The organism is Bradyrhizobium sp. 134 (assembly GCF_023074155.1).
Lineage (GTDB): Bacteria > Pseudomonadota > Alphaproteobacteria > Rhizobiales > Xanthobacteraceae > Bradyrhizobium.
Genome location: NZ_JADPKX010000053.1, coordinates 397,654 through 421,785, shown reverse-complemented (window position 1 = coordinate 421,785; position 24,132 = coordinate 397,654). Strand labels below are relative to the sequence as shown.

Annotated in this window: 20 protein-coding genes; 11 read left to right on the top strand and 9 right to left on the bottom strand. The window is 64.3% G+C overall.

The features are described from left to right. Window positions 1–11 precede the first annotated feature (11 nt). The 3 genes from IVA75_RS22855 to IVA75_RS22845 all read right to left on the bottom strand — a co-directional run bounded on the left by IVA75_RS22855 (window position 12) and on the right by IVA75_RS22845 (window position 3,646). The gene (locus IVA75_RS22855) at window positions 12–2,204 is read right to left on the bottom strand and encodes an RNA degradosome polyphosphate kinase (RefSeq protein ID WP_027569694.1); all 2,193 of its coding nucleotides are present in this window, start codon (window positions 2,202–2,204) and stop codon (window positions 12–14) included. A gap of 128 nt (window positions 2,205–2,332) precedes the next feature. Further along, on the bottom strand, window positions 2,333–3,010 hold the full coding sequence (locus IVA75_RS22850) for a DnaA/Hda family protein (RefSeq protein WP_247286374.1): 678 nt from the start codon (window positions 3,008–3,010) through the stop codon (window positions 2,333–2,335). Window positions 3,011–3,103: 93 nt separating this feature from the next. Further along, window positions 3,104–3,646: a CDP-alcohol phosphatidyltransferase family protein gene (locus tag IVA75_RS22845; protein ID WP_027569696.1), complete on the bottom strand. Its 543-nt coding sequence runs from the start codon at window positions 3,644–3,646 to the stop codon at window positions 3,104–3,106. A gap of 155 nt (window positions 3,647–3,801) precedes the next feature. Between IVA75_RS22845 and purM the strand changes: the two genes are divergently transcribed. Next, window positions 3,802–4,875: a phosphoribosylformylglycinamidine cyclo-ligase gene (gene purM, locus IVA75_RS22840; protein WP_247286373.1), complete on the top strand. Its 1,074-nt coding sequence runs from the start codon at window positions 3,802–3,804 to the stop codon at window positions 4,873–4,875. Continuing rightward, window positions 4,875–5,528, top strand: coding sequence for a phosphoribosylglycinamide formyltransferase (purN, locus tag IVA75_RS22835; protein ID WP_247286372.1), 654 nt, complete (start codon window positions 4,875–4,877; stop codon window positions 5,526–5,528). Before purM ends, purN begins: the two co-directional genes overlap by 1 nt. Window positions 5,529–5,624: 96 nt before the next feature. Here purN and IVA75_RS22830 read toward each other — a convergent pair whose 3' ends face one another. Further along, on the bottom strand, window positions 5,625–5,831 hold the full coding sequence (locus IVA75_RS22830; protein WP_007591938.1) for a cold-shock protein: 207 nt from the start codon (window positions 5,829–5,831) through the stop codon (window positions 5,625–5,627). 379 nt (window positions 5,832–6,210) lie between these two features. Here IVA75_RS22830 and IVA75_RS22825 point away from each other — a divergent pair, with 379 nt between their 5' ends. Then, entirely contained in the window at window positions 6,211–7,350 is a 1,140-nt protein-coding gene (locus tag IVA75_RS22825) for an autotransporter outer membrane beta-barrel domain-containing protein (RefSeq protein WP_247286371.1), read from the top strand. A gap of 79 nt (window positions 7,351–7,429) precedes the next feature. On the opposite strand, the gene IVA75_RS22820 is transcribed toward IVA75_RS22825, so the two are convergent. Next, window positions 7,430–8,470 carry a LysR family transcriptional regulator gene (locus IVA75_RS22820; protein ID WP_247286370.1) on the bottom strand — a complete coding sequence of 347 codons (1,041 nt, stop codon included), beginning with the start codon at window positions 8,468–8,470 and terminating at the stop codon, window positions 7,430–7,432. Window positions 8,471–8,541: 71 nt separating this feature from the next. Here IVA75_RS22820 and IVA75_RS22815 point away from each other — a divergent pair, with 71 nt between their 5' ends. The 5 genes from IVA75_RS22815 (at window position 8,542) to IVA75_RS22795 (ending at window position 12,097) form a co-directional block, all read left to right on the top strand. Then, complete coding sequence (locus tag IVA75_RS22815; RefSeq protein WP_247286369.1) at window positions 8,542–9,159, top strand: hypothetical protein; 618 nt, start codon at window positions 8,542–8,544, stop codon at window positions 9,157–9,159. Further along, the gene (locus IVA75_RS22810; RefSeq protein WP_027569701.1) at window positions 9,146–9,766 is read left to right on the top strand and encodes a GNAT family N-acetyltransferase; all 621 of its coding nucleotides are present in this window, start codon (window positions 9,146–9,148) and stop codon (window positions 9,764–9,766) included. Before IVA75_RS22815 ends, IVA75_RS22810 begins: the two co-directional genes overlap by 14 nt. Window positions 9,767–9,791: 25 nt before the next feature. Further along, window positions 9,792–10,355 carry an isochorismatase family protein gene (locus IVA75_RS22805; RefSeq protein ID WP_027569702.1) on the top strand — a complete coding sequence of 188 codons (564 nt, stop codon included), beginning with the start codon at window positions 9,792–9,794 and terminating at the stop codon, window positions 10,353–10,355. A 30-nt stretch (window positions 10,356–10,385) separates the two neighbouring features. Continuing rightward, window positions 10,386–10,556, top strand: a complete 171-nt coding sequence (locus IVA75_RS22800) for a hypothetical protein (protein ID WP_197031195.1) — start codon at window positions 10,386–10,388, stop codon at window positions 10,554–10,556. A 158-nt stretch (window positions 10,557–10,714) separates the two neighbouring features. Next, window positions 10,715–12,097, top strand: a complete 1,383-nt coding sequence (locus tag IVA75_RS22795) for an aspartate aminotransferase family protein (RefSeq protein WP_027569703.1) — start codon at window positions 10,715–10,717, stop codon at window positions 12,095–12,097. Window positions 12,098–12,271: 174 nt separating this feature from the next. Here the strand turns inward: IVA75_RS22795 and rnd are convergent, their stop codons facing one another. After that, window positions 12,272–13,423: a ribonuclease D gene (gene rnd, locus IVA75_RS22790; RefSeq protein WP_007591909.1), complete on the bottom strand. Its 1,152-nt coding sequence runs from the start codon at window positions 13,421–13,423 to the stop codon at window positions 12,272–12,274. A gap of 373 nt (window positions 13,424–13,796) precedes the next feature. After that, window positions 13,797–14,696 (bottom strand): LysR family transcriptional regulator, encoded by a 900-nt coding sequence (locus IVA75_RS22785; RefSeq protein WP_247286368.1) that lies wholly within the window; start codon window positions 14,694–14,696, stop codon window positions 13,797–13,799. Between the two features lie 104 nt (window positions 14,697–14,800). Between IVA75_RS22785 and IVA75_RS22780 the strand changes: the two genes are divergently transcribed. Then, entirely contained in the window at window positions 14,801–15,790 is a 990-nt protein-coding gene (locus IVA75_RS22780; RefSeq protein ID WP_247286367.1) for a zinc-dependent alcohol dehydrogenase family protein, read from the top strand. An 86-nt stretch (window positions 15,791–15,876) separates the two neighbouring features. Here the strand turns inward: IVA75_RS22780 and IVA75_RS22775 are convergent, their stop codons facing one another. Beyond that, a complete protein-coding gene (locus IVA75_RS22775; protein ID WP_247286365.1) occupies window positions 15,877–17,352 on the bottom strand; it encodes a protein adenylyltransferase SelO in 1,476 nt (491 codons plus the stop codon). A gap of 194 nt (window positions 17,353–17,546) precedes the next feature. On the opposite strand from IVA75_RS22775, the gene aspS reads away from it, so the two are divergent. Beyond that, on the top strand, window positions 17,547–19,319 hold the full coding sequence (gene aspS, locus IVA75_RS22770) for an aspartate--tRNA ligase (protein WP_247286363.1): 1,773 nt from the start codon (window positions 17,547–17,549) through the stop codon (window positions 19,317–19,319). Window positions 19,320–19,462: 143 nt separating this feature from the next. Here the strand turns inward: aspS and IVA75_RS22765 are convergent, their stop codons facing one another. After that, window positions 19,463–21,427 carry a hypothetical protein gene (locus IVA75_RS22765; RefSeq protein WP_247286360.1) on the bottom strand — a complete coding sequence of 655 codons (1,965 nt, stop codon included), beginning with the start codon at window positions 21,425–21,427 and terminating at the stop codon, window positions 19,463–19,465. 245 nt (window positions 21,428–21,672) lie between these two features. On the opposite strand from IVA75_RS22765, the gene IVA75_RS22760 reads away from it, so the two are divergent. Further along, the gene (locus tag IVA75_RS22760; RefSeq protein WP_027569709.1) at window positions 21,673–23,982 is read left to right on the top strand and encodes an NADP-dependent malic enzyme; all 2,310 of its coding nucleotides are present in this window, start codon (window positions 21,673–21,675) and stop codon (window positions 23,980–23,982) included. The last annotated feature ends 150 nt before the right edge of the window (window positions 23,983–24,132 follow it).

Sequence of the window (24,132 nt, the reverse complement as noted above, 5' to 3'; positions counted from 1 at the left end):
ACGATCCCGGATCAGGATTGATGACGTTCATTACGGCGCGTGAGGCGGCGCGGCGAGGATTCCTTGAGCGACTTACCACGGCCAGACAGACTCGGATTTGTCATGAAGTAGTTGTGGACGTTGAAAGGCTCCTCGCCCTTCGCGGTCTTCATACGCGTTGAGGACCCGTCCGGCAACAATTGCCAGCTCTGTTCATTGTCCTTGAGATTCGCAACCATGATCTGTTCGAGAACCTGCTGATGCACCGTGGGATTTTGCAGCGGACACAGCACCTCGACGCGGCGGTCGAGGTTGCGCGGCATCATGTCCGCCGAGGAGATATACACAGCCGCTTTCGCGCTCGGCAGGCCCTGGCCCATGCCGAAGCAGTAGATTCGGCCGTGTTCGAGGAATCGTCCGATGATCGACTTGACGCGGATGTTTTCCGACAGGCCGGGAATGCCGGGCCTGAGGCAGCAGATACCGCGCACCACGAGTTCGACCTGCACGCCGGCCTGTGAGGCCTCGTAGAGCGCGTCGATGATGTCGGGGTCGACCAGCGCGTTCATTTTCATCCAGATCGCACCAGGCCGGCCGTGTCGCGCATGCGCAGTCTCGCCCTGGATGTGCTCGATGATGCGCTTGCGCAAGGTCAGCGGCGAGACCGCCATCTTTTCCAGATCGCTCGGCGCAGCGTAGCCGGTGATGAAGTTGAACACGCGCGCGGCGTCGCGGCCGATGGTCGGCTCCGAGGTGAAGTAGGAGAGGTCGGTGTAGATGCGCGCGGTCACCGGGTGGTAATTGCCTGTGCCGGTGTGGACGTAGGTCGTTAGGCTGCCGCCCTCGCGGCGCACCACCATCGAGAGTTTCGCGTGCGTCTTCAGTTCGAGGAAGCCGTAGACGACCTGCACGCCGGCGCGTTCGAGGTCGCGCGCCCAGCGGATGTTGGCCTCCTCGTCGAAGCGGGCCTTCAGCTCGATCAGCGCGGTGACGGATTTGCCGGCTTCGGCGGCTTCCACGAGCGCACGCACGATCGGCGAGTTGCTGGAGGTGCGGTAGAGCGTCTGCTTGATGGCCACGACGTCGGGGTCGCGCGTGGCCTGCTGGAGAAACTGCACCACGACGTCGAAGGATTCGTAGGGGTGATGGACGACGAGGTCCTTCTGTCGGATCGCAGCGAAGATGTCGCCGCCTTGCTCGCGCACGCGCTCGGGATGGCGCGGCACATAAGGGGTGAATTCCAGGTCGGGCCGGTCGAGGCGGGTGAGCTGCGAGAGCTCGTTCATGGCGAGCACGCCGTCGACCAGGAACACCTCGTCGTCGGCGGTCGACAGCGCGTGCTGCACGAAGCTGCGCAGCTGTTCCGGCATCTTGGCGTCGATCTCGAGTCGGATCACGGAGCCGCGGCGACGGCGCTTCAGCGCCGTCTCGAACAGGCGGACGAGATCCTCGGCCTCTTCCTCGATTTCGAGTTCGGAGTCGCGGAGGACGCGGAATGCGCCTTGGCCGTGCAGATTGTAGCCGGGGAACAGGCGGTTGATGAACAGCGCGGTGGCCTGCTCCAGCGAGATCAGCCGGACCACCTTGCCCTCGGCCGGCAGGCGGATGAAGCGGTCGATCTTGCCGGGCATGCGGATCAGCGCGTTCATCTGCTTGCCGTCGGCGGCGCGCGTGAGCTGGAGCGCGATGGTGAAGCCGAGGCTCGGAATGAACGGGAAGGGGTGGGCCGGGTCGATCGCGAGCGGCGTCAGCAGCGGGAACACGTTGCTGAGGAAGTAGTCCTCGATCCAGGTTCGTTCCGCCTTGGTGACTTCCTTGCCCTCGACCAGCACGATGCCCTCGTCGGCGAGCGTGCCGCGCAGGTCGCGCCAGATTGCCTGCTGGTCGGACGCAAGCTGCGAGACGGTCCGGTTGATGAGCGCGAGCTGCTCGGACGGGGTCAGACCGTCGGGGCTGCGCTCGGCAATGCCCTCGCGCACCTGGGCCTTGATGCCGGCGACGCGGACCATGAAGAACTCGTCGAGGTTATTCGCTGAAATCGACAGGAATCGCACCCGCTCCAGCATGGGGTGGCTGGGATTGACCGATTCCTCCAGGACGCGGCGGTTGAAGTGCAGCCAGGAGAGCTCGCGATTGATGAACCGCTCGGGGCTCGATGCGATCGCCGGCGGGCCTTCGGCTTCCGGGGCTTTTTCTTTAACTTCAACAGCTTGCGCAGAGTCCATCAGAAGTCGATCCATCCAGTTCGCCCCAATTTGCGACTTACGCGCAAAATCCGCGGGAGCATGTGTTAGAGCGATGACGTTTCGATGACATTGATGTTCCGCCGCCCGGCCGCGTCAAGCCGCCTTGGTCAGACATCCCGGAGCAGCTCGGCTGCCAGGGCCCGGGTGACGGGACGGCCAAGGCGCAGGGCCTCGGTGTCCAGCAGGTCGACAGCCCGTCGGGCGGCGGCCGAGGACCGCTCCAGGCGAGTGGCGAGGTAGCCGACCACGCTCTCGTCCACTGCGAGCTGGCGGTCGGCGCAGAATTTGACGATCAGGCCGCGGAAGAGCTGGTCGTCAGGCGGCAGCAGCGAGATAACAGGGACGGCGCGGAGCCGCGAGCGCAGGTCGGCAAGCTCGATCTCGAGAGAAGCGGGCGCCTCGCGTCCGGTGAAGAGGACGTAGGCGCCGTCCTCGCGCGCCAGATTCATCAGATGGAACAGGGCCCGCTCGTCGAATTCCCTGGCCTTGGGGTCCTCGACCACCAGCGCGCCGGTGGCGAGCGCGGCCGGGACGGCTTCGGCGGTCAGCCCATTGGCCGTGGTCGAGCGGGCGCCTGAAGCCTCGGCCCAGATCGCGGCGAGATGGCTCTTGCCGCTTCCTTCCGGGCCGGCCAGCCACATGATCCGGTTCGGCCATTCCGGCCAGGCGTCGATGAGGGCAAGACCGGCGGCATTAACGGGGCCTTCGAGGAAATTGTCCCGGCTCAGGCTCTCCGCATGCGGAAGCGAAAACGCCAATTGTCGGGGATGAACGCGGCCTGGCACGCTTGCTTTGCTCCGTGCCGGCGTGCCGGCTTCGTTTGACGAGATGCGACTTCATCGAGCGGGAGTTGGCCTTTTGCGGGGCCGCTTCCCAACTCACTTGGCCTCGATCGTGCTCATGTGCCGCAACCACTCAACGAGATAGAGCGACACGGAGGAGAGCGTGAAGACCGTAACGAGGCCCATCAAGATTATATCATAAGGACCGGCTTTGAAGCCGAAGGCGAGGGCGGCCAACACCAGCGCTGCGAACGCCACCTGGGCCACAGTGTTTAGCTTGGATACCTTCGAGGGCTTCATCTCCACAGGGCGGTCGAACAGCCACGATATGATCACGGCGGCGACGATCATGATGTCGCGCGAGACCACTAGGATGACGATCCAGCGCGGAATCGCGCCCCAGATGCCCAAGGCCATGTAGATCGAGACCAGCAGCGCCTTGTCGGCGAGCGGGTCGAGCAGGGCGCCAAGCTCGCTCGTCATGTTGAAGCGCTTGGCAAGGAAGCCGTCGACCGCGTCGCTGATCCCGGCGATCAGGAAGACGGCGAACGCCACCTCCATTTGGCTCGACACGATGGCCCAGACGATGATCGGGACCAGCATGATGCGGCCCAAAGTAATGATGTTCGGTATACTCACACGGCGCTTCCCGGCACCCGGCCTGACCTCGAATTCGGCCCTTTGGAGGCTGAACCGGTTGATATCTCTACATAGTATACGGAGGCGCGCCATGCGAGCCATTGCGCGTCCCCGGAATTCGACGTAACCAGCCGCAAACCCACTGGAAATCGGCCATGACCGACCGCAAAAACGGCCTCACTTACGCCGATTCAGGCGTCGATATCGACGCGGGCAACCGCCTGGTCGACCTGATCAAGCCAATGGTGCGCGCAACCGCGCGGGCCGGCGCCGACGCCGAAATCGGCGGATTCGGCGGCCTGTTCGACCTCAAGGCGGCCGGTTTCAAGGATCCCATCCTGGTGGCCGCGACCGATGGCGTTGGCACCAAGGTCAAGATCGCGATCGAGACCGGCCTGCATAGCGGGATCGGCATCGACCTCGTCGCCATGAGTGTCAACGACCTCGTGGTGCAGGGCGCCGAGCCGCTGTTCTTCCTGGACTATTTTGCCTGCGGCAAGCTCGATCCGGAGGCGACCGCATCGATCGTCGCCGGTGTCGCCGAAGGCTGCCGCGAATCCGGCTGCGCCCTGATCGGCGGCGAGACGGCCGAGATGCCCGGCCTCTACAAGGACGGCGACTACGACCTCGGCGGCTTTGCCGTCGGCGCTGCGGAGCGGGGCACGCTCTTGCCGCGCAAGGATATCGCCGCCGGCGATGCCGTGATCGGGCTCGCCTCGTCGGGTGTGCACTCCAACGGTTTCTCGCTGGTCCGGAAGATCGTGGAACAATCCGGCCTCGGCTTCGGGGCGCAGGCGCCGTTTGCGCCTGTCATGACGCTCGGCGGCGCGCTGCTGACGCCGACGCGGCTCTATGTCAAATCCTGCCTGCGCGCGATCCGCGAGACCGGCGCGGTGAAGGGGCTTGCCCACATCACCGGAGGCGGCTTCACCGACAACATTCCGCGCGTGCTGCCGAAGCATCTCGGCGTCGGTATCGATCTGGCGCGCCTGCCGGTGCTGCCGGTGTTCAAATGGCTGGCAGCCCAAGCCGGTATCGCCGAGCTCGAAATGCTGCGGACCTTCAATTGCGGGATCGGCATGATCGCGATCGTCGAGCCGGACAAGGTCGAGGAGGTCGTGGAGGTCTTCACTGACGCCGGTGAGACCGTCGCCCAGCTCGGTACCGTGATCCCGGCTGAGGGCGAGCACCGCGTCGTCTATAACGGCCACCTCGATCTGGCGCTGTGATGAAACGCCGCGTCGCCATCCTGATCTCCGGTCGCGGCTCCAACATGTCCGCGCTGATCAGGGCCGCTGCTGCTGCGGATTTCCCGGCGGAGATTTCGCTCGTCATCTCGAACAAGGCCGACGCGCAGGGGCTGGAAAGGGCCAAAGCGAGCGGCGTGACGACGCTGGTGATCGAAAGCAAGCCGTTCGGCAAGGACCGCGCCGGCTTCGAGAAGGTGCTGCAATCAGCGCTCGATCAGCACGGCATCGAGCTGATCTGTCTCGGCGGTTTCATGCGGCTGTTCACGGCCGAATTCACCAAGGCCTGGTACGGGCGGATGCTCAACATCCATCCCTCGCTGCTGCCGTCGTTCCCCGGTCTCGACCCACACGGCCAGGCCTTGCGCGCCGGCGTCAAGCTGTCCGGCGCAACGGTGCACTTCGTCATCCCCGAGACCGATGCCGGCCCAATCGTGATGCAGGGTGCGGTGCCCGTGAGCGATCACGACACGGCGGACACGCTGTCGGAGCGTATCCTCGAAGTCGAGCACCGCATCTATCCCGCAGCGCTGAGCCTGCTCGCGACCGGCAAGGTCCGGATCGAGGGCGACGTGTGCAAGACCGCGGGCAGCGGGCCGTCGGAGAATTTTCTGGTTGCGCCGTTGGTGCGGTGAAGCGCCGTCGCACGAAATACTTCTCATCCCCAAAACAAAAACCCCCGGCAGAGCCGGGGGCAACGTCATGATCTCTTGCGCAGACCGCGAGAGAAGTCAGGAGACCTTGAGGTTCTCCGCGGATGCCTTGCCGCGGTTCTCCACGAGGTCGTATTCAACCACCTGGTTTTCATTGAGGGTGGAGAGTCCGGCGCGCTCGACGGCGGAGATGTGGACGAAGACGTCCTTGTCACTGCCGTTCGGCTTGATGAACCCATATCCCTTGGTCGGGTTGAACCATTTGACGGTGCCCTTTTGCGGCATCCTCAGTCTCCTCCGCTAGATACAAAAACGACGCGGCCGCTTTTCGCGTGCCACGCCACAAACGGGCTTCCGGTAGTCTGTTCGAGTCTTGAGTCTCAATGTCGCGAAACGCACAGTCGAGCGGCCAATTCCGATTGTGTCCGATATTGCAACATGAAAATCGCCCGTTAGCAAGCCGCGCGCGAATTTCAAGTCCGGGCCGGGTGCCGTCATCTGCAATTTACGACCTGTGGCCGGGGAACCACAATCGAGGGCAATCGCCTTGGCGATGAGGTCTGGACCGATTGACCCTCGGGGGCAGTTCAGCACAAATCGTCGCATGCAGTGTGGCGCGTGTTGCATTTTTGCGCGCCGCCATTTTGCTTTGGGATTCATCGTCATGCGCTGCACATTGCAGCTTTCCGGGACGCGGCGGGTGATTGGCGGAGACCGGGTTCGTCGGACGGCGGCCAAGGTCGCGAGTGCCATCGTGCTTGGCTTGGTGACGACGGCTGCTCCCGTTCTCGCTCAGGTCGCCCCGCCGCTGCCACCGCCGCCGCCTCCCACGCCGTCGGCCACCTCCACCAATTACGACCAATCGGCCGGCAACGGCGCGCTCAATCTCGGGTCGAACTTCCTGGAGCGGCTCGGCAACCAGGCATCTGGCGGCGTCAACCGGGCGTTCCGAACCAATCCCGGCGGCGGCGGCGCATCGGCCAGCGCGGAAGATCCGCGCTACCGCACCTGGTTCGAAGGCTACGGCATCTCGGTCCGGACCGATGCGCAAGGAGACTTTGTCGGCGACAAGCGGAAGACCTTTGGCGGTGTCGCGGGCTTTGGCGCGCGGCTCGCACCGGGCGTCAATCTCGGCTTCTCCGTCGACCAGAGCCACACCGACATCGAAGTTCCGCTCGCGCTCCAGTCCGCGACGCTGGACCTGACTCAACTCGGCTTCAGTGGCTCCGTCGACAAGGGCCCCTGGACCTGGGCTTTCGCGCTGGTGCACGGTTTCGGCAAGGTCCGCTCCAGCCGGGATACCGGCCTCGGCCTTGCGACCGCGGGTTATCGCGCCGCAGTCGACGGCGCGTTGACCGAGATCAGCTATTACTGGACCAAGGACCAGATGCGCATCGTGCCCAAGGGCGCACTGGAATATGTCCGCGCCACCAGCGTCGCATTCCAGGAGGTTGGCGGCCTCGATCCACTCAATGTCGGCTCGACGGCGCTCTCTCGCGCGCGCGTCATGATCGGAGCCGAGGTCGGACGCTACTTCATCTTCGACCAGAAGATCCTGGACCTGTCCGCCTACGGCAAGTTCGTCGACAATTTCCATCAGAACCTGGGATCGGTGCAGGTCAGCCTCGGGACCCAGAGCATCGTCGTGCCCGGGATCGGCGAGAGCCGCTACGGCACGGATGCCGGCGCCTCGGCCTCGCTCAGTCTGACCAACACGGCGCGGCTCTACGTCAACTACGACGGCAAGTTCCGCAGCGAGCTGACGTCGCACCAGGGCACGGTCGGCTTCGAATATCGGTGGTGAGGCGAAGCCTGCCCACGTCCGCCCAGAGCCGGATCTGGAAAACTGCGAAGCGGTGTTCCGAAGAGATCATGTTCAAGCTTTAAGTCGGCATCGCCGCGACATAACCCGTCAATCCAAAGCCCTCGCGCGCGGCCGTCATCATTGGCGCCAGCGCGTTCGGATGGATGAACTCGTCGCGGAAACAGGGATGGATCTTGGGATCGAAGATCTTCTTCAGCCAATCGACCACGATCTTGTGGCGCTCGGAGGCACGGAACTCCTTGTGATAGGTGAGCCAGAGATCGGCGTGGTGACTGACGCCGAGATCGACGGCAACGAGCGGGGCGCCGAGCGCGATCGAGACCGTCGGCAGGAACCCGATGCCGGCGCCGCGCTCCACCGCATAGAGCACGCCGACCGAGGAATTGGTCTTGATCCCGACGATGCCCTCGAGCGACTTCAGTCCGAGCACGCGGGCATAGGCGCCGTCGTCGACCTGCGGGGCGCTCTGCTTGACGATGCGGTGGTTCTTCAGCTCGGCCAGCGTCGCGGGCACGCCGTAGAGGTTTTCGTACTCCTTGGAGACGAAGGGATAGATGTGCAGCCGGCCGAGCTTGGCGACGATCAGATCGGGATTGGTTGGTGGCTCGAGCTGGATCGCGATATCGGATTCGAGCCGCGCGACGTCGGCCTGTTCCATCGCGCAGCGCAGATCGACCGTGATCTTGCGATAGGTCTTCTGGAAGTCGATCAGTCGCGGCAGGATCCAGAAATTGCCGGGGCCTTCCGTAACCGCGACGCGCACGGTGCCTGACATGTCGTTCGACGATCGCGAAGCACGCCGGAACACGTTGAAGGCATGACGCTCCATATGCGCGACGTCGGCGATCATCGCGCTGCCTTCGTCGCTGAGCGTGAGCCCGCTCTGGTCGCGCAGGAACAGCTTGCAGTCGATGCTCTCTTCGAGCCGGTCGATCCTGCGCATCAGGGTGGTGGAGGTGAGCCCGAGCTCCTCGGCGGCGTTGCGGAAACTTTTATATTTTGCGCAAGCTAAAAACAATTTCAAATCGTCCCAGGACATATCCAGGGCTTCTTCACGGTGCTGCATCATCGCAGCACCCCGGTGCAATAACTGCTGCATACGCCAGATCCCCAGCCGCTAAGCTCTTGGTCATAGCGGGGCACGAAAGCCGCGAACGATAGAGGGGTGACATGGGTATGGAAAGGGGCTCGTTTGCCGCAAGGCATGATTTCGACGCGCTGCCGCTCAGTCCGGATGTCGACGTCCGTCGCGCCCAATTTTCCGAAATCGCCGCGCTTTCGCAGTTGGCCCACCGGCTGGTGCCGGGCGTTCGGATTGGGGCGGCGGAGCTTGCAAAATATTTCGCCTTCGATCCCGAGAGCATCCTGACTTTCAGCCGGAAGGGCAACCTCGTCGGCGGCATGGCCTTCCTGTTTCTCAACGATCGCGGGCATGATGCGCTGCTGCTCGACGAGATCTGCCTCACCGCGCCGGAGACGCGCCATCTCGCGTCCGCGAAGGAAGACGTTTCCGCCATCTACATCTGGGCGATCGCGGCGACGGGGCGCGGCGTCGCCGGTCTCGGCAAGGCCGCGGCTCATCTGAGGCAGCTAAGGTTTCGCAACGCGGATTGCTATGCGCAGCCGTCAACCGTGGCCGGACGCGACATCATGAAGGCGACAGGATTCGAGCCTGTTCCAAGCTTCCAACCCGACCTCTGGTGCTACGAGCGGCCCTGGCATCGGCAGCCGATGCGCATGCCGGGCGCGATCATTCAAGCAAGGAGTTTTGCAGATGCACGGTACTAGGATTCCTCTCGCGAAGCCCGATTCCCGCGCCATCACCATTCGCCTCGCACGCGATCTCAGCGATCTCATGCTGGTCACCTCGATCCGCTCGGCCGTCTATCTCGCCGAGCAGGATTGCCCGTTCGACGAGGAGTTCGACGGCAACGACATGGTCGCCGCGCATTTCATCGGCTATGTCGGCAACGAGCCTGCGGGCTGTCTGCGGGTGCGGTTCTTCGGCGATTTCGCCAAGGTGGAACGGCTTGCGGTGCGGCACCAATATCGGCGCTCGCGGGTCTCGTTCAAGCTGGTGCAGGCGAGCGTCGACTATGTGAAGCGCAAGGGCTTTCGCAAGATCTACGGCCAGGCGCAGGATCGGCTGGTCGATTTCTGGGCCCATTTCGGCGCCAAGCCGCTCGGCCACAATCGCAAGATCACTTTCTCCGACTTCTCCTACACGGAAATGCTGCTGGAGATCGAACCGGGCCCGGATGCCATTACGCTGGAGAGCGATCCGTACGTGATCATCCGACCCGAGGGCGATTGGGACCGGCCGGGCGTGCTCGACGCCTCGGCGGGACGGGCCGTGACGTCGCCGCTGCGGGACGTCGCGCTCGCTGGCCGTTGAAACTGGTGCAGCTGCGCGCAAAAACATGCTGGTTTCCATCGCCGACGATCCGCCGATCCTGGTCTGCGCGGATCTCCAGGTCGAATATCTGACCCCCGGACGTCGCCACGTCATCCTCGATGGCGACGCCGCGACAGCGCGCTGCGTGGAACTGTTGACGTTCTGGCGCGACAATCTCTGGCCGGTGATGCATCTGAAGCGCATCGCGCAGGCGGCCTGGTTCAATCCGGCATCCAAGCTGACCGATTGGATCGCGGAGGCGAAGCCGCGGCCGGGAGAAATGACGTTCGAGCATCCGCTGCCGTCGGCATACAGTTCGGCGCGTTTTGTGGACTACATGTCCAATATCCGCAATGTCCGTTGCGTGCTCGCGGGCTTTTCCCTGGACGAAACTGTCCTGGCCACCGCTATTGACGGGTTTCACCGCAGTCATCGCTTCCAGGTGGTGGCTGACGCGGTGGCCTGCCGGCAGCCGGGGACAGGCGATGCTGCCGCCTACAAGCATGCGGTAGTGAATGTGATCGGGAATTTTGCTACAATCCAGTCCAGCGCCGAACTGATCAGAACCAGCGGCGCCGTTGCGGTGTAGGCGGCCGCGATCGACGGATGGAGTGGGACATTGTCACGGGGAGATCAGCTCGAGGAGCTGGCAAGCGACCTGTCGCGTGCCGCCGAGGCGGCGCGCCGTCTCGGTCTGCCCACGACGGTGTATCTGCTCTCGATGGCGCTGGTGGAGGTGCGGGAGGCCGCTGCCGCCGATGGCGATGGAAATGACGACGGCGCGACGTGACAGCTGCCCGATGTGCGGCTTTGTGCAACGCTGCTGAGCGCTTGCTGCCGACGAATTGACGTTGCAAGTTTTGCGCGGTGGCAATAGCCAAGGAGCTGGATCATCGAGTGATGACGCTGGCCGCGCCGGCGACGTGACGCTTTCAAGGATGCCTGCAAATGTCCATGTTGCCCAATTCCCAAGAGGCCCGGGATGTGGCCTATCAGCTCCATCCCTACACCAACGCGCGCGCCCATCAGCAGGCCGGTCCCCTGGTGATCGAACGCGGCGAGGGCCCTTACGTGTTCGACGCGTCGGGCAAGCGCTATTTCGAGGCGATGGCGGGCCTGTGGAGCGTCGGGCTCGGCTTCAACGAGAAGCGGCTGGTCGAAGCCGCGCACAAGCAGATGCAGGCGCTGCCGTTCTATCACACCTTCTCCGCCAAATCGCACGGGCCCTCGATTGATCTCGCCGAGAAGCTGGTGGCGCTGTCGCCGGTGCCGATGAGCAAGGTCTTCTTCACCAACTCCGGCTCGGAGGCCAACGACACCGTTCTGAAGTTGATTGCCTATCGCTCCAATGCGCTCGGCCAGCCACAGCGCAAGAAGGTGATCAGCCGGATGCGCGCCTATCACGGCGTCACGATTGCGTCCGCCAGCCTCACCGGGCTGCCGAACAACCACCGCTCTTTCGACTTGCCGCTCCCGAACATCCTGCACACGGGCTCGCCGCATTTCTACAAGGACGGCGCGCCCGGGGAGAGCGAGGAAGCCTTCGCGACGCGGCGGGCCGAGGAGCTCGATGCGCTGATCCAGAAGGAAGGCCCGGACACGATCGCGGCGTTCTTCGGCGAGCCGGTGATGGGCGCGGGCGGCGTCATCGTGCCGCCGGCGACCTATTGGGACAAGATCCAGAAGGTATTGAACAAGTACGACATCCTGTTGGTCGCCGACGAGGTCATCTGCGGCTTCGGCCGCACCGGCAAGATGTTCGGTTGCGAAACCTACGGCATCAAGCCCGACGCGATCGTGGTCTCCAAGCAGATCACGTCGAGCTATTTCCCGCTGTCGGCCATCATGATGAACGATCGCATGTTCGAGCCGATCGCCGATGAGAGCAACAAGATCGGCGTGCTCGGCCACGGCTTCACCGCGGGCGGCCATCCGGTCGGGTCGGCGATTGCGCTGGAGAATTTGAAAATCATCGAGGAGCGGGGCCTCGTTGCGCATGCCGCCGAACTCGGTGGCTACATGCAAGGCAAGCTGCGTGAACTCACCAGCCATCCGCTGGTCGGCGAGGTCCGCGGTGTCGGCATGATCGCTGCGATCGAACTGGTGCTGGACAAGGCGCGCAAGACTGCAGCGGCAACGCCGGGCGCCGTCGGCGGCATGGCCAGCCGCATGCTGCAGGAGCGCGGCGTGATTTCGCGCAACATGCTCGACGCCATCGCCATCTGCCCGCCGCTGATCGTCACCAAGGCCCAGATCGACGAGCTGGTTGCGGCGATTTCAGGTGTGCTGGACGACATGAAGCCGGAAGTGGCGAAGCTGACGCCGGCGTAAGGGAAGCGTTTCAACGCGAGCGGAGCGTCTCACCACACTCTCGGTGTCCTCCTGGCGAAAGCCAGGACCCATACCGCGCGATCTAGCGAGACGGGTGGTAGTAGTCCCGAACGACGAGTCTTCGCCAAACTCTTGCATGGAGTAATGGGGACGACGTTGCGGAGGGTTGGCGGCCTATTCCGCCCGCTGAACCCCGATCACGCGGCCTTTCTCCACCGCCAGCGCCAGCTCGCCGCGCTTCAGTTTCAGTGCGGCCTCGCCGAACAGCTCGCGGCGCCAGCCGCGTAGCGCCGGCACGTCGGCCTCGTCGTCGGCCGCGATCTCCTCGAGATCGTCGACGGTTGCAATCACCTTGCTGGCGACCGCGTGGCGCTCCGCGGTCATGCGCAGCAGCACCTTCAACAGCTCGACGATCGCGGCGCCATTGTTGTTGTTGCGCGGCTTTTCCAGCTTCGGCAGCGTGGCGTGATCCCGCGCCAGCCCGCGCTCGACCGCGGCGACGATATCGGCGCCCCATTTGGATTTCTCAAAACCCTTCGGCACCGAGCGCAGGTTTGCGAGCTTCTCGATCGTATTCGGCGCGTGGGTGGCGATGTCGCTGACGGCCTCGTCGCGCAGCACGCGGCCGCGCGGCACGTCGCGGCTCTGCGCCTCCTGCTCGCGCCAGGCGGCGACCTCCATCAGGACTGCGAGGTCCTTGGGCTTGCGCACCCGCGTCTTGAGCCGTTCCCAGGCGCGCTCGGGGTGGAAGTCGTAGGTCTTGGGCGAGGTCAGGACCTCCATCTCGATCGAGACCCATTCGCTGCGCCGGCGCTTCTTGAGGTCGGCATCGAGCGCTGCGAACACGTCGCGCAGATGCGTGACGTCGGACACGGCGTAGTGCATCTGCTCCTTCGTCAGCGGCCGGCGCGACCAGTCGGTGAAGCGATGAGTCTTGTCCGGGCGGTGCCCGGTGACCTTCTCGACCAGCGCGTCGTAGGCGATGCTGTCGCCGTAGCCGAGCACCATGGCCGCGACCTGGGTGTCGAACACGGGGTGCGGGATGATGCCCGCCTGATGCCAGATGATCTCGATGTCCTGGCGGGCGGCGTGGAACACCTTCAGCACGGCCTCATTGGCCATCAGCTCGAAGAACGGCTTGAGGTCGATGCCGGCGGCCAGGGTGTCGATGACGATCGCTTCCTCGGCGCTGGCCATCTGCACCACGCACAGCAGCGGGTAATAGGTGGTCTCGCGCAGGAACTCGGTATCGACGGTAATGACGGGGTGCTTGGCCAGCCGGCTGCAGGCAGCCGCAAGGTCAGCGGTGGTGGTAATCAGATCCATGAACGGCCCATGACAAGTCCATCAGCCGTTCTGCCGAAAGCGCTGTGATGTCAAGGGGCTCGAAGCGAATTCGAGCCTTGCATTTGGGCCGGAATCGCATTTTCCGACGAAAATCCTATTCGTAGCGGACCCGCCGGGAGGGTTTGCGCGCGCAGGGCAGTGCCACCACGACCACGCACATGGCGACCAGCGCCAGCCCCAGGAACTCGAAAACCAACAGATCCACGGCAATATCCCCCAGCAACATTGCTAAACTTGTCCGGGGGGAATTGAGGGTCTGTTAATTCTCGTGGTTACCGGCGGCGGGCTGGGCCGGATGGTGGACGCGGGGTTAACGGGGGCACCATGCGATGCAGCGCCGCGGCATCCGGCGTCACGTCATGAGCTTCGGCAGGACGGCCGCCAGGGCGTCCACGGCGGCGCGAACTTTCGGCGGCATCCGGGGCGAGCGGGGCCAGAGCGCGTGGCAGTCGTAGAGAAATCCCGGCTGACCGCTCAACAGATTGATGAGCGTACCGGCGCGTAGGCGTTCGCGGACCAGCCAGTATGGCAGCCAGGCCAGTCCCATCCCCTGTGTAGCGGCGTCCGCAATCGCGTCGAGATCGTCGAGCCTGAGCCTTCCCGCTGGCATGATTTCGCTCGGAGGCTGGCCTTCGCGGGGAAACAGCCACGGCCGGACGCGTCCGGAGCGGCGATAGATGATCGCTTGGTGTGCGGCGAGATCGTCGAGCGATTTCGGCTTGCCGTTGGCGCGCAGATAGGAGCGCGAACCGCACACCACCATGCGCTGGCTTGCGATGCGCCGCGTCATCAGGCCGGATTGATCGTTTAGATCGCCGGTCCGGATCGCAAGATCATAGCGGGCCTCGATGATGTCAGCGATCGGGTCGCCGAACGAGAGATCGAGCTCCAGATGGGGATATCGTCGCGCGAGCTTCATCAGCAAGGGGGCGATGCAGTGCCGGCCCAGCAGGGCGGGCATGGTCACGCGAAGCCGGCCACGCGGTTCGGACAATTCGTCGGAAGCGACGGCATCGGCGGCCTCGGCTTCGGCGAGCACAGTGCGGCAGCGCTCGTAATAGGCTTGGCCTGTCTCGGTCAGGCTCTGGCGCCGTGTGGTGCGGTTGAGGAGGCGGACGCCCAAGCGTTGTTCGAGGAAGCGAACGTGCTTGCCGACCATTGGCCCCGACATTTCGAGCGCATCGGCGGCAGCGGCGAACGAACCCACGTCAACCGCCTTGACGAAGACGGCCATGCTGGTCAGGCGGTCCATGATTGCAAACTCCTGGTTTCGACTGTTTGGCCGTTTGATCGCTTTATCCGCTGCCCTGCGGTTGGCATAGCTCCATTCAATTCAATTGTTTTGGAGTGTGTTCCATGGCGCGCGTCGTTCGCTTCCACAGACATGGTGGCCCCGAGGTGCTGCGCATCGAGACCGTTGACGTCGCGCCGCCAGGAAGGTGCGAGGTGCAGATCAGGGTCAAGGCCCTCGGGCTCAATCGCGCGGAAGCGCTCTTGCGAGCGGGGACCTATATCGAGACCGCGACCTTTCCGTCCGGCCTTGGTCTCGAGGCCGCCGGCATCGTCGAGGCGATCGGCGAAGGCGTGAGCGGCTTCTCGCCGGGCGAGGTCGTCAGCATCGTGCCGCCCGTGTCGATGGTGCGCTGGCCGGCCTATGGCGAGCTCGTCACGTTTCCCGCGGAGTTCGTTGTGAAGCACCCGCCCGAGCTCGGCTTCGACGCGGCGGCCGCGGTATGGATGCAATATCTGACGGCGTTCGGTGCTCTGGTCGATATTGCTGGGCTAAAGCGAGGGGAGGCAGTCGTTATTACGGCGGCGTCGAGCAGTGTCGGGCTTGCAGCGATTCAGATCGCGAACCGGATTGGTGCGATGCCGATTGCAGTGACGCGAACCTCGATCAAGCGGCAAGCCTTGCGCGATGCTGGCGCTGCCGACGTCATCGCCTCGGTGGAAGAGGACATCGGGTCGCGCCTGGAGGACATTGTCGGCTCAAACGGCGTCCGCGTGGTGTTCGACGCGGTCGGCGGTCCCATATTTGAGCCGCTCACCGCCGCAATGTCGCCGGGTGGCGTTCTCATCGAATATGGCGGCCTGAGCCCCGAGCCGACGCCATTTCCGCTGGTCAACGTCCTGACCAAGAGCCTGACGCTGCGCGGCTATCTCGTGCACGAGATCATCCGCGACCCCACGCGGCTTGCGAAGGCGAAAGCGTTCATCCTCGATGGGCTTTCGGGTGGTGCCTTGCGTCCGATCATCGCCAAATCGTTTCGCTTTGACGAGATAGTCGAGGCCCATCATTTTCTGGTGTCAAACGAGCAGTTCGGCAAAATCGTGGTGACGATCTGAGCGAACGATCGTCCTGGACAAACGATTTCCGCACCCGCATCACGGATTACGCCTTCGGCTCCTCCACCCTGCGCACCGAGCTCGCCTCACGTCCCGCAGAACGTCTGCAGCACCCGCTGGTCCGGCAGCGGGGGATCGGCGTAGGCGGCGTAGTCTGGCTGGTCATCGAACGGCTTTGCCAGCACCTTCACCAATTCCTCGAACGGCGCGTAGTTGTCATCGTTGACCGCAGCCTGGATCACGGCCTCGATGCGGTGGTTGCGCGGGATGAAGATCGGGTTGACGGCGTGCATGGCGGCTTGCCGTTCGGCTGCGCTCTGCGGCTCCAGGGCTGTGCGCTCGTGCCAGCGCCTGGCCCACTCGTCGAAGGCGGCGGGGTCCATGAACTGGGCGCGTGCATCGTCGGCTGCCGGATTGCCAGCTGCGTCACCGAGCTTGCGGAAGGTGAGGGTGAAGTCGGCCTGGTTCTTCGCCATGGCGTCGAGCAGGTCCTGGATCAGTGCATCGTCGCCGTCGCGCTCCGTGAACAGGCCGACCTTCTTGCGTAGACCCGCCTGATAGGCGTCGCTGAACGTCTCGGAGAAGGCGCCGAGAATGTCCTGGGCATCGGCGACCGCCTTTTCCTGATCGTCGGAGAACAGCGGCAGCAGGCATTCGGCCAGCCGGGTCAGATTCCACAGCGCGATGCGCGGCTGGTTCGCATAGGCGTAGCGGCCCATCTCGTCGATCGAGGAAAACACCTGCGCCGGATTGTAGGCATCCATGAAAGCGCAGGGGCCATAATCGATGGTCTCGCCCGAGATCGAGCTGTTGTCGGTGTTCATCACGCCATGGATGAAACCGACCAGCAGCCAGCGTGCGACGAGATCGGCCTGGCGCGCGACGACGCCACCGAGCAGCGCGTGATAGGGCCGCTCGGCGCCGAGCAGCTCCGGATAGTGCCTCGCGATGACATGGTCGGCGAGCCGGCGAATGGCATCGGTGTCGCGGCGAACGGCGAAGAACTGGAAGGTCCCGACGCGGATGTGGCTCGAGGCGACGCGGGTCAGCACCGCGCCTGGCAGCGCGGTCTCGCGGATGACGTGCTCGCCGGTGACGACGGCAGCGAGTGAGCGCGTGGTCGGAATGCCGAGCGCGAACATCGCTTCGCTGACGATGTATTCGCGCAGCACCGGCCCGAGCGCGGCACGGCCGTCGCCGCGGCGGGAGAACGGAGTGGGACCCGAGCCCTTGAGCTGGACGTCGCGGCGGATGCCGTCCTTGTCGATGACCTCGCCGAGCAGCACCGCCCTTCCGTCGCCCAGCTGCGGTACGAATTGCCCAAACTGGTGGCCGGCATAGGCCATGGCGATCGGATCGGCGCCGGCGGGAACCGTCTTGCCCGCGAGGATTTCGGCGCCCTCAGGGGTCTCCAGCACATCTGGATCGAGCCCGAGCTGGACCGTCAGCGGCCTGTTCAGCTTGATGAGCCGGGGCGCCGCCACCGGCGTCGGTGCGACACGGGCGAAAAAGCTGTCCGGCAGCGCCGAATAGGAGTTCTGGAACGGGAAATGGACTGTCATGGCCTCAAGATAGGCGTGGAACGCCGGATGGCAAAGGCTTGAGCCCGGATTGGGCAAAAAGGGGCACTTCCAGCCGAAAACAGGGCGTTCCCTTGGTTGCCGCTTGGGGCCTCGTCGGGTAAACCCTGCCGCAACTTCGGACCGGTCGTTTCAGGCCGTCCGATTCGATCCTCAGACATCATTTTGGGACGACCATGCATCGCTACCGGTCACATACATGCGGCGCGCTCCGCGAGAGCAACATCGGCGAGACGGTCCGCCTTTCAGGCTGGGTCCATCGCGTTCGCGACCATGGCGGCGTGCTGTTCATCGACCTGCGCGACCACTACGGCCTGACCCAGTGTGTGGTCGATCCGGACTCGCCGGCGTTCTCGCAGGCCGAGAAGCTGCGCTCGGAATTCGTGGTCAAGATGGACGGCAAGGTCCGCCGCCGGCCCGAAGGCACCGACAATGACGATTTGCCGACCGGCAAGATCGAGATCTATGTCAGCGAGATCGAAGTGCTGGGACCTGCCGGCGACCTGCCGCTGCCGGTGTTCGGCGACCAGGAATATCCCGAGGACATTAGGCTCAAGTACCGCTTCCTAGATTTGCGTCGCGAGAAGCTGCACCAGAACATCATGACGCGCGTCGAAATCATCAAGTCGATGCGTCGGCGCATGGAGGGGCAGGGCTTCTTCGAGTTCAACACGCCGATCCTGACCGCGTCCTCGCCGGAAGGCGCGCGCGACTTCCTGGTGCCGTCGCGCATCCATCCCGGCAAGTTCTACGCGCTGCCGCAGGCGCCGCAGCAGTACAAGCAGCTCTTGATGATGTCGGGCTTCGACCGCTACTTCCAGATCGCACCCTGCTTCCGCGACGAGGACCCGCGCGCAGATCGTCTGCCGGGCGAGTTCTACCAGCTCGACGTCGAGATGAGCTTTGTTACGCAGGAAGACGTCTTCGCCGCGATGGAGCCTGTCATCACGGGCGTATTCGAGGAGTTCGCCAAGGGCAAGCCGGTGACCAAGGGCTGGCGCCGGATTCCGTTTGCCGAGGCGCTGCGCAAATACGGCTCGGACAAGCCGGACCTGCGCAATCCGATCGAGATGCAGGACGTCTCCGAACACTTCCGTGGCTCCGGCTTCAAGGTGTTCGCGCGGATGTTGGAGGACCCCAAGAACCAGGTCTGGGCGATCCCGGCGCCGGGTGGCGGTTCTCGCGCCTTCTGCGACCGCATGAATTCATGGGCGCAGGGCGAGGGCCAGCCCGGCCTCGGCTACATCATGTGGCGCGAGGGCGGCGAAGGTGCCGGTCCGCTTGCCAACAACATCGGCGCTGAGCGCACCGCCGCGATCCGCGCCCAGATCGGCGTGAAGGAAGGCGATGCCGCGTTCTTCGTCGCCGGCGATCCCGACAAGTTCTGGAAGTTTTCAGGGTTGGCCCGCAACAAGGTCGGCGAGGACCTGAACCTCACCGACAAGGAGCGGTTCGAGCTGGCCTGGATCGTCGACTTCCCGATGTACGAGTACAATGAGGAAGACAAGAAGGTCGACTTCTCGCACAATCCCTTCTCAATGCCGCAGGGCGGTCTCGATACCTTGAAGGGCCAGGATCCGCTGACCATCAAGGCATTCCAGTACGACATTACCTGTAACGGCTACGAGATCGCCTCGGGCGGTATCCGCAACCACGTGCCGGAAGCGATGGTGAAGGCCTTCGAGATCGCCGGCTATGGCGAACAGGAAGTCGTCGATCGCTTCGGCGGCATGTACCGTGCCTTCCAGTACGGCGCCCCGCCGCATGGCGGCATGGCCGCCGGCGTCGACCGCATCGTCATGCTCTTGTGCGGCACCAACAATCTGCGCGAGATCTCGCTGTTCCCGATGAACCAGCAGGCCATGGACCTCCTGATGGGCGCGCCGTCGGAGCCCAGCCCCAAGCAGCTCCGCGAGCTGCATGTGAAGGTGAATCTGCCGCAGAAGTGAGGCTGTCTCCACGGCGTCATTGCGAGTAGCGAAGCAATCCAGAATCTTTCCGCGGAGGGACTCTGGATTGCTTCGCTTCGCTCGCAATGACGGGGAGGGATTTTCGCCGGTCCAATTGCCGTCCCCGCGCGCAGCGTCGTTCCCTACAGCCCCGTCGACGCCTCGATCCTGAACTGGGCAAGCGCGCTCTGTGGGTCGGTTTGCAAGAGCTGCATCAATTGCATCAGCGGTGCCTTGGCGCGCGGGGACAGCTTGATGGAAAGCGTCTGGCCCGGCGTCTCGACGAAGCGGGCGATGGCGTCCACGGCCGCGTTCGCATCCGGATTGGCGGAAGCAACTTGCTCGCGTCTAGCCTTGATGCTCTCGACGAGCGCCTGACGTGCGGTATCGCGGCTGACATTCTGCATGCGCGCGAACTGCGCCGCGACGAGATCGACGACGCCGCTGTCGCGCAATGAGAATTCGAGCGTGCCCGCCTCGATCCGGGCCGCCTGGCCCATGAGCTGGGCGGGATCGGCCGAAAACACCTCACGCGGCACGTTGCCGAGCGCAATACGCAATTGCGCGCTTGCGATCCCGCCGATGTCGAGCGTCGCCGGCGTCAGAACGAAGCTGTTGGACTGTTCGGTCCAGGCAGCGCCGAGATCGAGGTCGACCGCGAGCTTGTCGATCCCGCTGGCAATCAATGGGAGCTGCTTCGGGTCGGATGGATCGGTGGGCGTGACAAATTTGGCAACCACATGCGCCTTGCTCGGGATTGAGCCGACCAGCTGCCCCCAGTCCAGGCTCAGTGTGTCGATCATGACCAGCTTCTTGGTGGTCTTGAACGGCGCCGTCACGCCCTTAATCTCTGCGCCTGCGAGCACGCCGAACAGCCCGAGCATCTGATCCGGCGCGGGCGCCCGCCCGGGAGTGGTGAGGCTTGCTGCCCAGCGCATCAAATTCGCCGTGCTGAAGGATTTCAGCGCGAAGCGCTCCATCTTGAACTGTCCCTGCGGAGACGGCGTGTCGACGCCTTCGACCGCGAACTCGCCGTCGCGATATCGGATGGCATTAACCGTGGCCGTTCCTTGCGGCGTGCCGACCGACATCTTGCCGATTTCGGCCTTACCGATGCGAAGACCCTCATAGACTCCGGCGAGCTTCTCCAGCAGCTCGCGTGCCTGTGCCGGCGTCGGCGGGGCCGATTGATCCCGTGGCAGAGCGGCAAATATCTCGGCCAGCCGGAATTTCGACGGCTGCACGGCGATGTCTTCCATGGTGAAGCCGTCGATATCCACTCGCATCCCCTGTGCCGATTTGAGCGCATAGGGACCTGTCGAGACCTGCCGGTAGACCCGGCGATAGCTGTCGTCGCTGGCCGTCTGCGGATCGAGCGCGGCGAGGATCGCGCTCGCGTCGAAATCGTTGACGATGATGTTCGACAATTCGCCCGTCAGCTTGTCCGGCTTGCCGGGCTGCTTCACGTCGACCGAGATCACGGCGCGGTCCGACTTCATCGCGTCGATCTTGCCGTGTTTCAGGTTCTGGATCGCCAGTCCGGAATAGGTGACCTCGCCGCTGCCGGCGGCGCCGGAATCGAAGCTGATCGTGAGGGTCGGGGCCGTGAGCGACGATGCAGCGACACTCGCATATTGGCCGAGCACGTAGCGGTACAGGTCGACCAGCGAGCCGTCCGCCGGCACCTGATCCGCGTGAACAGGACCGGCATAGTCGCGCATGACCAATTGCGGGAGCTTGTACGCGACCTTGAGCTTGGCAGCGCCGATCTGGTCCAGCGTAACCTCGAGCCCGGTGATGTTGATATCGTCGGCCGAGAACCTTGTCTCGTCGATCTGGCGAACGCCCGTGCCCTTGATGGCGGCGATCCTGATCTGCGCCTGCGGTGCCTTGCCGGGCGTAACCGCGATGTCCTCGATCGTGAGGGTGCGCGTGGGCAGATCGAAGGCGATCTTGCCGTAGCTGGCCTTGCCGCCTTGCTTGCGGATTTGCTCGAACGCGGCCTCCACCTCGGCGGTGGTGCGATGCTGGACGTAGAGATTGAAGCCGAACCATCCGCCCGCGACCACCACGGCCACGACGATTAGGCCGATCAGGATTCGCTTCATTCTCAGCTCCAGTTGCTCGCGTTGCAGGACGCAACCTGCCATATTCGCAAAGCAATGCGGGGTCCAGGGAAAGTGAGCGCTATCAGATATTTGACCGCGCGCCCTGTTGATGGGGCCGCAATCGGATGTTGCCACCGGGGCGCCCGGCGTGCTTCATCCCGTTTCCATGACCCGGAAATACCACCCGAAGGCGGGCCGGTCAGGACAACGTAGTTTGAGGCCGGTAACGCGAGGCGAGACACCGCATGTCGTCTTATTCCGATGATCTCCACCAGGCGGCGCTGGCCTATCACCGTCTGCCGCGCCCCGGGAAGCTCGAGATTCAGGCGAGCAAGCCGCTCGCCAACCAGCGCGACCTCGCGCTGGCCTATTCGCCCGGCGTCGCCGCCGCCTGCCTGGAGATCGCCAAGAACCCGGCGGAAGCGGCGACGCTGACGATCCGCTCCAATCTGGTCGCCGTGGTTTCGAACGGCACCGCCGTGCTCGGCCTCGGCAATATCGGTCCGCTGGCCTCGAAGCCGGTGATGGAGGGCAAGGCGGTCCTGTTCAAGAAATTCGCCGGCATCGACGTGTTCGACATCGAAATCGCGGCCGACACCATCGAGCGCGTGGTCGAGACCGTGGCCGCGCTCGAGCCGACCTTCGGCGGCATCAATCTCGAGGACATCCGCGGACCGGAATGCTTCGAGATCGAGGCGCAGCTCAAGGAGCGCATGAAGATCCCGGTCTTCCACGACGACCAGCACGGCACCGCGATCATCGTTGCCGCCGCCGTCACCAACGCCCTGCGACTCAACGGCAAGAAGCTCTCCGACGTGAAGATCGTAGCATCGGGGGCAGGGGCCGCGGCGATCGCAACCCTGAACCTGCTGGTGTCGATGGGGGCGCAGCGCAAGAACATCTGGGTCTGCGACATCGACGGCCTAGTGCATGAGGGCCGCAACACCACGATGGACCGCTGGAAGGCGGTCTATGCGCAGAAGACCGACAAGCGCACGCTCGCCGACGTCATCGGCGGCGCCGACATCTTCATCGGCCTGTCCGCACCGGGCGTGCTCAAGCCCGAGATGGCCAAGGCGATGGGCGACAAGCCGCTCATCATGGCGCTCGCGAATCCGACGCCGGAGATCATGCCGGAGGAGGCGCGCAAGGTGCGCCCCGACGCCATGATCTGCACCGGCCGCTCCGACTTTCCGAACCAGGTCAACAACGTCCTCTGCTTCCCCTTCATCTTCCGTGGCGCGCTCGACGTCGGCGCCAGCGCGATCAACGAGGAGATGAAGCTCGCCGCCGTCGAGGCCATCGCGCAGCTCGCGCGCGAGGCGCCGTCCGACGCGGTCGCGCAAGGCTTTGATACCGGCGAGACGCAAGGGTTTGGCCCGGGCTCGCTGATCCCGTCTCCGTTTGATCCGCGGTTGATTTTGCGAATCTCGCCGGCGGTCGCCAAGGCTGCGATGGATTCCGGCGTCGCGACCCGGCCCATCACCAATTTCGACGAGTACACCGCGCTGCTCGAGCGCTTCGCTTTCCGCTCCGGCCTCGTCATGAAGCCGATGTTCGCGAAGGCCAAGACCCAACCGGTGCGCGTGATCTACGCCGAAGGCGAGGACGAGCGCGTGCTGCGCGCCACCCAGGTGGTGCTGGAGGAGAAGCTGGCGACGCCGATCCTGGTCGGACGTCCGTCGGTGGTCGAGGCCCGCATCGAGCGCTTCGGCCTGTCGATCAAGGCCGGCAGGGACTTCGATCTCGTCAATCCCGAGGACGATCCGCGCTACCGCTCCTACGTGCAGTCCTATGTCGAGGTCGCCGGCCGCCGCGGCGTGACGCCCGATGCGGCGCGCACGGTGGTGCGCACCAACAACACCGTCATCGCGGCGCTCGCAGTGGTGCGCGGAGAGGCGGACGCCATGCTTTGCGGCGTCGAGGGCCGCTACATGAGCCATCTGCGCCATGTCCGCGAGATCGTCGGGTTCACACCGGGGATCAGCGACTATGCGGCGCTGGCGCTGCTGATTACCAGCAAGGGCGCCTTCTTCATCGCCGACACCCAGGTGCGGCCCAATCCGAGCGCCGAAGAGCTCGCCGAGATCGCCTCGCTCGCGGCGGTCCACGTCCAACGCTTCAACATCAAGCCGAAGATCGCCTTCGTCTCGCATTCGGATTTCGGCAGTTACGACACGGAATCCTCGCGCAAGATGCGCCGGGCGACCCAGCTCCTGAAGGAGAAGCATCCGGAGCTCGAGGCTGACGGTGAGATGCAGGGCGACACCGCGCTCTCGGCGGCGGCGCGCAAAATGGTGCTGCCGCACTCCAACCTCGAGGGCGAGGCCAACATCATGATCATGCCAAGCCTCGACACCGCCAACGTCGCCTATCAGATGATCAAGTCGCTGGCGGACGCGCTGCCCGTCGGTCCAATCCTGATCGGGCCGGCGCGTCCAGCCCACATCCTCACCCCGTCCGTGACGGCGCGAGGCATCCTCAACATGACCGCGGTGGCTGTGGTGGAAGCGCAGGAGCGCGCGTCGCGGCAGCAGCCGACGTTGTTTACGTAGGGGCGGGGCTCTTCACCTCGCCCCGCTTGCGGGGAGAGGTCGAATTCGCGCGCAGCTCGATCCGGGCGAGGGGGACTCTCCGCGAGTCCAATTTTCACCGTCCCGGCCGAGGCTCCCCCTCACCCCAACCCTCTCCCCGCAAGCGGGGCG

Coding starts and splice junctions, on each gene's coding strand:
- rnd (WP_007591909.1), bottom strand. CDS start 13,423: ATGGATCTGATTACCACCACCGCTGACCTTGCGGCTGCCTGCAGCCGG.
- purN (WP_247286372.1), top strand. CDS start 4,875: ATGAAACGCCGCGTCGCCATCCTGATCTCCGGTCGCGGCTCCAACATG.
- IVA75_RS22780 (WP_247286367.1), top strand. CDS start 14,801: ATGGCGCGCGTCGTTCGCTTCCACAGACATGGTGGCCCCGAGGTGCTG.
- IVA75_RS22785 (WP_247286368.1), bottom strand. CDS start 14,696: ATGGACCGCCTGACCAGCATGGCCGTCTTCGTCAAGGCGGTTGACGTG.
- aspS (WP_247286363.1), top strand. CDS start 17,547: ATGCATCGCTACCGGTCACATACATGCGGCGCGCTCCGCGAGAGCAAC.
- IVA75_RS22825 (WP_247286371.1), top strand. CDS start 6,211: ATGCGCTGCACATTGCAGCTTTCCGGGACGCGGCGGGTGATTGGCGGA.
- IVA75_RS22775 (WP_247286365.1), bottom strand. CDS start 17,352: ATGACAGTCCATTTCCCGTTCCAGAACTCCTATTCGGCGCTGCCGGAC.
- IVA75_RS22855 (WP_027569694.1), bottom strand. CDS start 2,204: ATGGACTCTGCGCAAGCTGTTGAAGTTAAAGAAAAAGCCCCGGAAGCC.
- IVA75_RS22810 (WP_027569701.1), top strand. CDS start 9,146: ATGCACGGTACTAGGATTCCTCTCGCGAAGCCCGATTCCCGCGCCATC.
- IVA75_RS22815 (WP_247286369.1), top strand. CDS start 8,542: ATGGGTATGGAAAGGGGCTCGTTTGCCGCAAGGCATGATTTCGACGCG.
- IVA75_RS22795 (WP_027569703.1), top strand. CDS start 10,715: ATGTCCATGTTGCCCAATTCCCAAGAGGCCCGGGATGTGGCCTATCAG.
- IVA75_RS22760 (WP_027569709.1), top strand. CDS start 21,673: ATGTCGTCTTATTCCGATGATCTCCACCAGGCGGCGCTGGCCTATCAC.
- IVA75_RS22820 (WP_247286370.1), bottom strand. CDS start 8,470: ATGCAGCAGTTATTGCACCGGGGTGCTGCGATGATGCAGCACCGTGAA.
- purM (WP_247286373.1), top strand. CDS start 3,802: ATGACCGACCGCAAAAACGGCCTCACTTACGCCGATTCAGGCGTCGAT.
- IVA75_RS22765 (WP_247286360.1), bottom strand. CDS start 21,427: ATGAAGCGAATCCTGATCGGCCTAATCGTCGTGGCCGTGGTGGTCGCG.
- IVA75_RS22830 (WP_007591938.1), bottom strand. CDS start 5,831: ATGCCGCAAAAGGGCACCGTCAAATGGTTCAACCCGACCAAGGGATAT.
- IVA75_RS22805 (WP_027569702.1), top strand. CDS start 9,792: ATGCTGGTTTCCATCGCCGACGATCCGCCGATCCTGGTCTGCGCGGAT.